General features: G+C 64.3%; 9 protein-coding genes. 3 read left to right on the forward strand and 6 right to left on the reverse strand.

What is annotated here, in order from left to right; translation table 11 throughout:
• Positions 1–107: 107 nt before the first annotated feature.
• The 6 genes from OWC48_RS27020 to OWC48_RS27045 all read right to left on the reverse strand — a co-directional run bounded on the left by OWC48_RS27020 (position 108) and on the right by OWC48_RS27045 (position 6,390).
• Positions 108–1,256: an amidohydrolase gene (locus tag OWC48_RS27020; RefSeq protein WP_282522698.1), complete on the reverse strand. Its 1,149-nt coding sequence runs from the start codon at positions 1,254–1,256 to the stop codon at positions 108–110.
• 102 nt (positions 1,257–1,358) lie between these two features.
• Entirely contained in the window at positions 1,359–2,447 is a 1,089-nt protein-coding gene (locus OWC48_RS27025) for a mandelate racemase/muconate lactonizing enzyme family protein (RefSeq protein ID WP_282522699.1), read from the reverse strand.
• Positions 2,448–2,545: 98 nt separating this feature from the next.
• Entirely contained in the window at positions 2,546–3,394 is an 849-nt protein-coding gene (locus tag OWC48_RS27030) for an alpha/beta hydrolase (RefSeq protein ID WP_308777016.1), read from the reverse strand.
• 1 nt (position 3,395) lies between these two features.
• Positions 3,396–4,601: a M20/M25/M40 family metallo-hydrolase gene (locus OWC48_RS27035; RefSeq protein WP_282522701.1), complete on the reverse strand. Its 1,206-nt coding sequence runs from the start codon at positions 4,599–4,601 to the stop codon at positions 3,396–3,398.
• Between the two features lie 66 nt (positions 4,602–4,667).
• Positions 4,668–5,912, reverse strand: a complete 1,245-nt coding sequence (locus OWC48_RS27040; RefSeq protein ID WP_282522702.1) for an MFS transporter — start codon at positions 5,910–5,912, stop codon at positions 4,668–4,670.
• A 196-nt stretch (positions 5,913–6,108) separates the two neighbouring features.
• Positions 6,109–6,390 (reverse strand): hypothetical protein, encoded by a 282-nt coding sequence (locus OWC48_RS27045; protein WP_282522703.1) that lies wholly within the window; start codon positions 6,388–6,390, stop codon positions 6,109–6,111.
• A 354-nt stretch (positions 6,391–6,744) separates the two neighbouring features.
• Here OWC48_RS27045 and OWC48_RS27050 point away from each other — a divergent pair, with 354 nt between their 5' ends.
• Genes OWC48_RS27050 through OWC48_RS27060 form a run of 3 tightly spaced genes read left to right on the forward strand, consistent with a single transcriptional unit; the run spans position 6,745 to position 11,418 of the window.
• Positions 6,745–7,953 (forward strand): efflux RND transporter periplasmic adaptor subunit, encoded by a 1,209-nt coding sequence (locus tag OWC48_RS27050; RefSeq protein WP_282522704.1) that lies wholly within the window; start codon positions 6,745–6,747, stop codon positions 7,951–7,953.
• 1 nt (position 7,954) lies between these two features.
• Entirely contained in the window at positions 7,955–11,137 is a 3,183-nt protein-coding gene (locus tag OWC48_RS27055) for an efflux RND transporter permease subunit (RefSeq protein WP_282522705.1), read from the forward strand.
• A gap of 53 nt (positions 11,138–11,190) precedes the next feature.
• Positions 11,191–11,418: a hypothetical protein gene (locus OWC48_RS27060; RefSeq protein ID WP_282522706.1), complete on the forward strand. Its 228-nt coding sequence runs from the start codon at positions 11,191–11,193 to the stop codon at positions 11,416–11,418.
• The last annotated feature ends 85 nt before the right edge of the window (positions 11,419–11,503 follow it).

Genomic DNA, 11,503 nt, shown 5'->3' on the forward strand with positions numbered 1-11,503 from the left:
CAAAGGGTTGCAGGCCAAAGAAAAAGTGTCGGTGGGACAGTGCGGCGGGGCGGTCGGCGCACGGCCGACGTCACGCGCAGGGAATCCGAGGCCCTGCCGTTCCGGGGTCAGTTCGACTTCAGCGCCACCTTGGCGACCTCGGCCATCCAGGTCGAGGCGACCGGCAAAATCGCGTCGTTGAAATCGTAGCGCGGGCCGTGCAGCTCGGCGCCGTCGCGCAATTCACCGTTGCCGATCCAGGCAAAAGCGCCGGGGCACTGTTTGAGATAGAAGGCGAAATCCTCGCCGGCCATGCTCGGCGCGAGATCGCGTCGCACCTCGGTCTGCACCCTCTCCGCGGCAAGGCGCGCCAGGCCCGCCTCGGCCGGCGTGTTGACCACCACGCCGACGCCCATGACGATTTCCGGCGTGACCTTGACGCCGAAGGTCGTTGCAATGCCTGCGCAGATCTCTTCGATCCGCGCCAGGATGACGTCCTTCACCGCGTCGCGATGATACCGCAGCGTGCCGCCGATGGTGACGCGTCCTGCGATCTGGTTGCGCGCCGTGCCGCCTTCGAGCGTGCACAGCGAGAGCACGGCGGTGTCGAGCGGGTCGATGCTGCGCGACACGACCGATTGCAGCGCCACGATCAGGTGTCCCGCCGCCATCACGGGATCGCGGGTCAGATGCGGCATGCCGGCATGTCCGGCATGGCCGTCGATGGTGATGCTGACGCGTCCGCCGGAAGCCATCACGACGCCGTCATGGACCGCGATGGTGCCGGCTGCGAGCCCCGGCCAGTTGTGGAAGCCGAACACCCGCGTCATCGGAAAGCGGTCGAACAGGCCCGCGCCGACCATCGCGCGCGCCCCGCCAAGTCCTTCCTCGGCCGGCTGGAAGATGAAGTCGACGGTGCCGCTCCAGCTGGTGTCGGCCACCAGCAGCGCGGCCGCACCGAGCAGCGAGGCGGTGTGTCCGTCATGGCCGCAGGCATGCATCACGCCTGATGTCGTCGAGGCGTAGGGCAGGCCGGTGTCCTCGGTGATCGGCAGCGCATCCATGTCGGCGCGCAGGCCGACGCGGCCCTGCGCCGCCCCCCGCGCCAGCGTCGCAACGACGCCGTGGCCGCCGATGCCCGCCTCGAAGGGAATGCCGAGCTCGGTGAGCTTCTCCTGCACGAAGGCCGAGGTGGCCTTCTCGTGGAGGCCCAGTTCCGGGTGTGCATGCAGATGACGGCGCCACTGGGTCAGTTTCTGGTGCAGCTCGGGGGGCAAGGCAGGGGTCTTTCGCAAGGGGGGACGGCTAATGCCAGCATAGCCGAATATCGAGCCGACCCGTCAAGCGCTTGCGAATGCCTCGCGTGCAGCAATGCGTCCCTACGGCGAGAGCTTCGCCAGCCCTTTCCAGTCGAAGCTGATGCCATGGCCCAGCCGGTCCGGCGCGAGCGCCTTGCCGTCCGCGAGCACCAGCGGGTGCTCGATATACTTGTCCAGTCCGAAACCATGCGCTTCCAGGTACGAGCGGTTCGGGCAGGCCGCGAGCAAATGCACCGTGATGTCGTGCGCGCCGTGGCTGGTGACCGGGAGATTGAACGCCTCCGCCAGCCGCGCGATCTTCATGAACGCACTCACACCGCCGCAATTGGTGACGTCAGGCTCGGGGTAGGACACCGCGCCGGCGACGATGTAGTTCTTGAACTCCCACAGCGAGCGCAGATTCTCGCCGGCCGCGATCGGCACGCCGCCGGCCTGCATGATGCGGGCATGGCCCGCGACGTCGTCGGGGATAACAGGCTCCTCGAGCCAGGTGAGGTCGTAGGGGACGAACGCGCGGGCGGCGCGGATCGCCTCCTCCACCGTCCATTTCATGTTGGCGTCCGCCATCAGCGGAAAGCCGTCGCCGAGATGTTGCCGCATCGCAGCGACGCGCGCGACGTCGGATTTGAGATCGGGCCGGCCGACCTTCATCTTGATGGCGCGAAAACCCTTGGCGAGATTGCCGTCGGTCTGCGCGAGCAGCGCCTCGACGGAGAGATCGAGGTCGATGCCGCCGGCATAGCAGGGCACGTGCGCATCGAAGCCGCCGAGCAGGCGGAACAGCGGCAATTTCGCGCGCCGCGCCTTCAGGTCCCACAATGCAATGTCGAGCGCGGACAGCGCCAGCACCGCCGGCCCGCCGCGGCCGCCATAATGCAGGCCCCACCAGACGTGATGCCAGATCGCTTCGGTGTCGTCGGCCTCGCGTCCCTCGACGAGCGGCGGGATCTCGCGCTTGAGGATGTCCGCGGTCGCCCCGCCATTGCGCCCAACCGTGTAGGTATAACCAACGCCCTCGGCGCCGTCGGCATCGCGGATGCGGCAGGTGATCAGCTCGAACGCCGCGATCTCGCCATGCGTGGAGTCGGACAGCGTGACGGGGAGGGGGATTCGGTAGAGTCCGGTCTCGACTGTCGAGATGCGTGCCATGCGGCCTCCCTGCTTTTTGTTGCAGGCTAGGCTGGCGTGCACCGGCAGGCAACCTCGTTTGCGGCAATGCTGCTACGTCTTCGCGCGGTCTTCGCAGGTCATGCGAAGAAACGCCGCAACTCCGCGGCGACGCGGGCAGGATCGCCTGCGTTGTCTGCCGCGATGTGGCCGGTGCCCTTGAACTCAACGCGTGTCGCGTTCGGCAGGATCGGAGTGAGCGCATCGAGCGCAGCCTTGAGATAGCCCTGGCTGCGATCGCCACCGAGAAGCAGCGTTTTCGTTCCCAGGCCCCTGAAGCGATCGGGGTCGCCGGCCATCTCCTTGATGAGCTCGATGTCGTAATGGACCAACGGGATGAGAGTAGCCAGAGGTGGGCGATCGCCCGCGCCTGCATTTCGACGCAGGTGCATCATCATGGCGAAGAACGATCTCAGCACAGGCGCAGGGAGCTTTGTCATGATCCCGTCGTCGCCGGTGCCTTTGATCACGGCGACAAAGGCCGCAGCCAGGTCTCCCTTGGTCAGGGCCGCCTCGTAGTTCGAGGCCCAGTACCGTGGTTGGACCGAGCCGAACTCGAGCGCAGGTTCGTAAAGGGCAAGGCGTGAGATCGCCGGATTGACAAGCGCGGTGTGCAAGGCAATCAGCGCTCCGGCGCTGAGTGCAAACACATTGCGGGCTCCCGTCTCGGCGAGAAGCCGACCGAAATCATCGATCTCGGTCGCCATGCAGTGATCGGGCCGAAAGGCGCCGCTCAGACCCCGACCTCGACGGTCCGGGATGTTGACAGTAAAGCGGTCAGCCAGCGCTGCTCCGAGGTCGGCAAAGCTTGCCGCGCTCTGCAGCCCGCCATGGAGCAGCACAAGTCCGGGACCTGTTCCGAGCTGCCGATACCCAATGACGGTGCCGTCATTGGCGACAAACGATCTTTCAGAGCTCACGCGACGCACCTCACCGCATCGTCGCGAGCTGCACGGCCAGCGCGCAGGCGCGGTCGTATTCGTCGAGATTGATCCACTCGTCGATCGTGTGCGCCTCGTTCTGGCCGGCGCCGAAGGTCACGGTGGGAACGCCGTGGCGGACCATCCAGTTGGCATCGAGGCCGCCATTGGCGGTGCGGACGTTCGGCGTGCCGCCGACCGCGGAGACCGCCTCGACCGCGCGTTTGACGACGGGGAGATTGTCCTTCATGCGGAACGGAAAATAGTCGGTCTCGGCCTTGAACTTGACCTTGCCGGACTTGCCTTGCGCGTTCGTCACTTTCTTGGCGGCCTTCTCGAACGCGGCCTTGTAGGCCTTGGTGATCTCCTTGAAGAATTTGCCGTCGTGGCTGCGGCTCTCGCCGCGCACATGGACGTAGTCGGTGACGACGTTGGTGGCATCGCCCGCCGGGCGGCCCTCGCCGCCGGTGACGGGGCCGACATTGCTGGTGCCCATCCGCGCATTGGCGCCCTTGCCCTTCACCACCTTGCCGAACCAGCCGCCGGCCTTCACGTCTGCAAGTGCGAGCGCCATGATCATGGTCGAGGAGATGCCGCGCTCCGGTGCGACGCCGGCATGCGAGGCGCGGCCGAAGATCTCGACATTCCAGCGGTCCGCGCCGACGGCGCCGATGACGACGTTGGACGCCGAGCCGCCGTCATAGTTGAAGGCCATCACCGGCGAACCGAGCTCATCCAGCTTGACGTGGCGCGCACCGTAGAGCCCGCTCTCCTCGCGCACGCAGAACAGCAGCGTGATCGGGGGATGATCGAGCTTCTGCTTGGCGAGCTCGGCGGCCAGCGTCACCAGCACGCCGCAGCCGCAGCGGTTGTCGCCGCCGAGCGCGGTCTTGGCCTCGTTGACGATCTTGCGGCCGGATTTCTTCGGCTTGGCGCCGGCACACAGCGGCACGGTGTCCATGTGGGTCATGAACATGATGCGCGGCTGGTTGTGCAGCGCGCCGCGGCCGGGCAGGTCGACGATCAGGTTGCCGGTCTCGGTCGGCACGGGAATGCGGGTGTTGGCGTCGTCGAGCCGAATCGCCTTGGCCGGCACGCCGCTCTCCTTCAGCGCGGCCGTGAGCTCACGCCCGATCGCCGCCTCCTGTCCGGTGACGCCCTCGACGGCGAGAAAGCGCATGAGGCGGTCGGTGGCAGCTTTGGTATCGACAGGCATTGAGTTCATTCCCTTGATGCACGGAGTGCGCCAGCATCCCCCGCGGCGCACCGTTGTGCAAGGGCCTCAGACGCTCCGCGTGTATGCGAGGAAAATCAGCGCGCCCAGAAGTAGCGCCGCCGCCATGAACAGCAGCACCGCCGGCAGCCCCGCGAACGCCGCCACGGCGCCCGTCATCGACTGCATCAGGGCGGCGCCGAGGAAGAAGGCGAGGTTGATCGCCGCGAGCGCCTTGCCCGCGGTTTGCGCATCGACCAGCTGCCGCGACATGCCGAACAGCAGCGGCTGGGCGGAGGTCGCAAGGCCGATGAGCACGAACAGCACGAGATCATATTGCGGCGGCATCACGGGCACGCCGAACAGGATCGAGACCGCATAATGCGGCGCCCCCAGCGCCATCAGCGCCAGCAGCAGCGCGCCGACCATATGCGTGCCCGCCACCAGTTCGCGGCGGCGACTGAGCCTGCGGTCGATCATGCCGATGCACAGGGGACCTGCGATCATCGCCAGCGTGAATGCGCCGAGCTGGTTGCCGGCCTCGACCCGCGTCAGTCCCTTGATCTCCATCAGCCAAGGTCCGCCCCACAGGCCGCGCAGCACCAGCGAGGTTGCGAGCGACACCAGCGCCAGCGCGATCAGGCCACGCAGGGGGCGCGAGAGTCCCAGCCTGAGCACCTCGATCATCTGCGACAGCGGCGAGGACTCGTCCTTGTGCTCGGCCGGCTGCCTCGGCACCAGCACGAACACGGCGAGCGCGACGAAGACGCCGCCGAGCGCGGAGATCCAGAATCCGGCGCGCCAGCCGTAATGATCGACCACGAAGGCGAGCGGGCTCGACGACAGCAGCATGCCGATATTGCCGATCGAGAGGATCGCGCCGGACCACAGCCCGAACCGTGCCGCCGACAATTGCTTGGCCGCCAGCGTCATCGGGCACATCAGCATGCCTGATGTCGCGATGCCGAGCATCACCTGCCCGACCGCGAAGCTTTCGGGCCCCGTGGCGAATCCCGACGCGATGGCGCCGATCACGGTTCCCATGAGCAGGCTCAGCGACACGGGCCGGACGCCAAAGCGATCCATGGCAGCGCCGACCGGAATCTGCGCGGCGGCGAAGGCAAAGGGATAGACCGAGGTGAGGCTCGCCAGCGCCTGCGGCTCGATGTGGAAATCCGCCGCCATCAAATCGAGGCTGACGGCGGGAATCGTGCGCAGCAAGGTCGACAGCATGTGCCCGCAGGCGAGCGCAAGCAGCGCAAAGATCAGCGCGCGGGTGCCATCTCCCGCGTTATCAGTGGCAACCGCACTCATCAGCGTCCCGTCCCGGCGAGGGTTTCGGCCGGGTTACACGATTGGCGGGACGGTGCCAATGGGGTCTTCCGGACCTTCGTTCCTCGTTGAAGGCAAGCCGGACATCGCTGACATCCGCGCGAACACCGGTTGGCTGACACGCTTGCCGCTGAAATTGCGATTCGTCGTTACGCCGTCAGTTGATGACGAACGCTATTCAATTCCTGCACTCCGAGTTTTGTGAGCACAGGTTCGATTGCTCGAGTCTGGAAAAGTCCTCTGTTGCAATGAATACGAGAAGCCCGAGCAGAACCATTGCCGCGATGTTGGAACGCATGCTGGCTCGATTCTCGACAGCGGAGCGATGTTCGAACTTCGAGAGGTCGAGCATGCGCAAAATGTCGCCGGACCGCACATCATCGACCGGATCTCTGCCGCCTCCCGATCGCGTTCGAAACGGTACGACATTTCCCCGGTGGTTCGGTTGATCAGCCTTCATCTCGCGCCTCGTTCCCATCAAGCAGCGCTTGCTGAACTGCAATGATAAGGCCTGACCTGAGGCGAGCGGTCCTGAAATTCGCGATCGCCGGCGCAATTCAGTGTGATGCCGCGGTGATCTCTCGCATCTCTCCATATCGTTTCTGTTTATGTCTGCCTGGCCTTCGTTGGACGGCTTTGATTCACCGATTGCGTTTTGCAGCGAGCGAACATGAAAATTTGTACAGATTTTCGCACGCGATCGTCATTTTGACGCTGGGATTTTGTCCGCGATACTTCCAATCCGAGGCGGCAGTCGCACCTGCAATCAGTCGGTTTTCTGAAGGCAGGTGCAAACAGTTAGAGGTCCATCAATTTGTCAACGCGACCGAAGCTCAGCGTTGCGCTGTTTGGAATCCTTGCAATAGCCGCGGTGGCCTATGGCGTATGGTATGAGCTCCTCGGGGGCGTCAAGCCAGCCGCGGCGGCCGCCCAAAGCGCTGCCAGTCAGGCCGCGGCGAAGATTCCCGTCACCTCGTTCGTGGTGAAGAAGGCCGACTTTCCCGTGCGCGCCTACGGTCTCGGAGTCGTCTCGCCGTTCAGGACGGTCACGGTCAAGAGCCGTGTCGACGGTCAGATCACCAAGGTGTTCTTCAAACAGGGGCAGATGGTGAAGGAGGGCGATCCGCTTCTGGAGATCGATCAACGCCCCTTTACCGCGGCTCTCGAGCAGGCGGTGGCGAAGAAGGCCCAGGACGAGGCCAATCTGAGGAACGACCGGTTGAACCTGGAGCGATTTCAGAAGCTCGCGAAGCAGCAATTCGAGACCCAGCAAAATCTCGATACCCAGCAGGCGCTGGTCGATCAACTGATCGCGCAGGTGAAGGGCGACCAGGCCGCCATCGACAACGCGCAAACCAATCTCGGTTACACCTCGATTAAGGCGCCGATTACCGGACGAACGGGTTTCCGGCTGGTTGACCCCGGCAACATCGTGCATGCCGCGGATACGACGGGGATCGTCACCATCGCCCAGCTGCAGCCGATTGCCGTGCAGTTCACGGAACCGGAAGAGCAATTGCAGGCCATTGCCAAAGCCTATGAAGCCGGCGAGGTGCCCGCCGATGCGCTGACCTCGGACGGAACCAGGACGCTGTCGCAAGGCAGGCTCGTGGTCATGGACAATTCGGTGAACCAGGCCACCGGGACCATCAGTCTGAAAGCGCGCTTCGACAACAAGGACAACGCACTGTGGCCCGGCCTGTCGGTCACCACGCGAATGCTGATCGGCACGCTCAAGCAGGTCATCGTGGTGCCGCAGGATGGTGTGCAGCACGGGCCGTCGGGTCTGTTCGCCTACGTGATCGGCGACAACGGCAAGGTCAGCGCCAGGCCGATCAAGGTCAGCCAGAGCGGCGACGCAAATGCCGTCGTCTCCGAAGGCCTGAACGTCGGAGACAGGATCGTGGTGGCCGGACAGTCGCGCCTGTTCGACGGCGCGCTGGTCGACGACAAGCCGCAGGCCGCGCCGACGGTGGACGCGAGCGCCACAGCCCCCCAGGCCAAAAGCGGATCGGCGGACTAACATGGCTGGCGGTATCTCGGCTCCCTTCATTCGCCTCCCCATCGCGACGTCGCTGCTGATGGTCGGCATCGTCTTCGTCGGGATCATCGCCTACCCGCAATTGCCGGTGGCGCCGCTGCCGGAGGTCGACTTCCCCACCATTCAGGTCTCCGCCAACCTTCCGGGCGCGGATCCGGAAACGATGGCTTCTTCGGTGGCGCAACCGCTTGAATCGCAATTTGCGCTCATTCCCGGCGTCTCGGAGATGACGTCGCAGAGCCAGACCAGCTCGACCCAGATCGTCCTGCAGTTCGATCTCTCGCGCAACATCGACGGTGCCGGCTCCGACGTGCTCGCCGCCATCAATGCCGCGAGCGGGCAGTTGCCCAAGAACATGCCGACCCCGCCGACCTACAGAAAGGTCAATCCGGCCGACTCGCCCATTCTCACGCTCGGCGCCACGTCGACGACGCTGCCGATGACGCAGGTGTCCGACGAGACCTACACCAAGCTCGCGCAGGCGATCAGCCATATCAGCGGCGTCGGCCAGGTCAGCGTCGGTGGACAGCAGGCGCCGTCGATCCGTGTCCAGATCGATCCCGCCAAGCTGGTGGCCAAGGGCCTGTCGCTGGAGGACGTGCGCACCCCGCTTTCGGTGATCACCGTCAACAATCCCAAGGGAACCCTCAACGGCGACACCCGCACCTACACCGTCTATGCCAACGACCAGTTCACCAAGGCCGAGGCCTGGAACGACATCGTCATCGCCTATCGGAACGGCAGTCCCGTCCGTGTCGGCGACATCGGCCATGCCGTGAGTGCACCGCTGGACAATACCCAATACGGCTGGGTTGACGGCAAGCCCGGCGTCTTCCTGGTCATCTTCAAGCAGCCCGGCGCCAACGTCATCGACACCGTCGACAGCGTCATGAAGCAGCTGCCGCATCTGCAGGCCGGCATTTCGCCGGCCATCAAGGTCTCGGTGCTGTCGGACCGCACGCAGACGATCCGCGCGGCGGTGAAGGACGTACAGTTCACGCTGCTGTTGACGATCGGCCTCGTCGTGATGGTGATCTTCGTCTTCCTGCGCAGCGTCTGGGCCACCATTATTCCGTCGATCACGGTGCCGCTTGCGTTGCTGGGCGCCTGCGCGCTGATGTGGATAGCCGGCTACAGCCTCGATAATCTGTCACTGATGGCCCTCACCATCGCAGTCGGCTTCGTGGTCGACGATGCCATCGTGATGCTGGAGAACATCACCCGCTATATCGAGGAGGGCGAGACGCCGATGGCCGCCGCGCTCAAGGGCGCCAGCGAAATCGGGTTTACGATCATCTCGATCTCGATTTCGCTGATCGCGGTCCTGATTCCGCTATTGCTGATGAGCGGCATTATCGGCCGCCTATTCCGCGAATTTTCGGTGACGCTCGCGATGACGATCGCCGTGTCGGCCCTGGTATCGCTGACATTGACGCCGATGATGGCGTCGCGCTTCCTCAAGTCGCACGACGAGGAGCATCACGGCAGGCTCTATATGCTCAGCGAGCGGATGTTCCAGGCCCTCGTGAACGGCTACGAGCGAGGCCTCGACCTCGTGCTGCGTTTCCGCTTCATCACCTTGATGGTGTTCTTCGCGACGATCGCGCTGACGGTCTACCTCTTCGTGATCATCCCCAAGGGGTTCTTTCCGCAGCAGGATACCGGGCTGATCACCGGGATCGTCGAAACATCGCAGGACGTGTCGATCGCCGATATGGCGAAGCACATGCAGGAGATCGGCGCGATCGTGCTGAAGGACCCTGCGATCGACCACATGGCGATGCGGATGGGCGGAAGCGGCAATACGCTCAATGACGGCACGATGTACATTACGTTGAAGCCGCGGGATGAACGTACCGACTCGGCCGACCAGGTCATCCGTCGCCTGCAGGCCCAGACGGCGAAGGTTCAGGGTGCAAGTCTCTATCTCCAGTCGGCGCAGGACGTCCGGGTCGGCGGCCGGGCGTCGCGGACGCAATTCCAGTTCACGCTGCAGTCGACCGACATGGACCAGCTCAACACATGGGCCCCGAAGCTGCTCGCGAAGATGAAGGAGATGCCCGAGCTTCGCGACGTCGCGTCCGACCAGCAGACGTCGGGCACCACGCTGACGCTGTCGATCGACCGCAATCAGGCCGCGCGTTTCGGGATCACGCCTGACGTGATCGACGCGACCCTGTATGACGCATTCGGGCAGCGGGAAATCGCGACTTATTTCACCCAATTGTCGACCTATTATGTCGTCCTCGAGGTGCTGCCCTCGTTGCAGAAGAATCCGTCCACGCTGGAGCAGATCTACCTCCGCTCACCGACGACGGGAGGAGAGGTGCCGCTGTCGGCGTTCACCAAGTGGACCACGGCTCCGGTCCGGCCTCTGGCCATCAACCATCAGGGCCAGTTTCCCGCGGTGACGATCTCCTTCAACCTCGCGCCCAACGTCGCGCTCGGCCAAGCGACGCAGGCGATCGACGCGATGGAAAAGCAGATGAACGTGCCGGCTGCCATCACCTCGACTTTCGCAGGCACGGCGAAGGCATTCCAGGAGTCGCTCTCCTCCGTGCCCTTGTTGATCGTGGCGGCGCTGATCGTGGTCTATCTCATTCTCGGCGTGCTCTACGAGAGCTACATTCACCCTCTGACCATCCTGTCGACCTTGCCGTCGGCCGGTGTCGGTGCTCTGGCGACGCTCCTCATCTTCCACTTCGACTTCAGCCTGATCGGTCTCATCGGCCTCGTTCTGCTGATCGGCATCGTCAAGAAGAACGGCATCATGCTGGTCGACTTCGCGATCGTGGCGGAGCGGGATCAGGGCCTGTCGCCGGTCGAGGCCATTCGCCGGGCCTGCCTGCTGCGCTTCCGCCCGATCCTGATGACCACGATGGCGGCCGTGCTCGGCGGCGTGCCGCTGATGCTCGGCCACGGCACCGGCTCGGAACTGCGTCAACCGCTCGGCTATGCCATGGTCGGCGGTCTCTTGGTCAGCCAGGTCCTGACGCTCTTCACCACGCCGGTTGTCTATCTTTATCTGGACCGTGTCTCGCAATGGTTCAGTCCGAAACGACACGCGGGAAGCGATCCTCAGGAAGAGGACGTTGTCGACGACGGCGATCTGGACGTCGTCGAAAAGCTGGACCCGAAGAAATCAAGGGTCTTTGCGGCGGAGTGACTGTTTGACAACCACGCCGACGGCGGCGAGCGCGGCGCCTCCGGCTGAATCCGTTGGAAATGATCCCGCGCGGAACTGCGCTTCTTGTTTTCTCCCCGTCAGTTAATCCGCTGACCCGTGATCTGCCAGGGCCCGGGATTGAGTACCAGGCCCGTCGCCTTGCCGGCCTCATCGTGCAAGAAGGCAAGGCGCGCATTTTGACCCGAAGCGGTCATTCTGACGGCATGAAGCGCATGCTGGCAATGGGATCCGATGCCTACGCTCTGCGCGCCGCCGACTAGCCGCAGACGACACCTGAATGAGATCGTAGACCAGAGGAGTCCAGCCTTGGAATATGGGCAAGTAGCAGCTCTCCCGCAACGCGCA

It is taken from the genome of Bradyrhizobium sp. Arg816 (genome assembly GCF_029989365.1).
Lineage (GTDB): Bacteria > Pseudomonadota > Alphaproteobacteria > Rhizobiales > Xanthobacteraceae > Bradyrhizobium.

Excerpts from the sequence above, each read along its gene's own strand:
- OWC48_RS27025 (WP_282522699.1), bottom strand. The coding sequence starts at position 2,447 with ATGGCACGCATCTCGACAGTCGAGACCGGACTCTACCGAATCCCCCTC.
- OWC48_RS27035 (WP_282522701.1), bottom strand. The coding sequence starts at position 4,601 with ATGCCTGTCGATACCAAAGCTGCCACCGACCGCCTCATGCGCTTTCTC.
- OWC48_RS27040 (WP_282522702.1), bottom strand. The coding sequence starts at position 5,912 with ATGAGTGCGGTTGCCACTGATAACGCGGGAGATGGCACCCGCGCGCTG.
- OWC48_RS27045 (WP_282522703.1), bottom strand. The coding sequence starts at position 6,390 with ATGAAGGCTGATCAACCGAACCACCGGGGAAATGTCGTACCGTTTCGA.
- OWC48_RS27055 (WP_282522705.1), top strand. The coding sequence starts at position 7,955 with ATGGCTGGCGGTATCTCGGCTCCCTTCATTCGCCTCCCCATCGCGACG.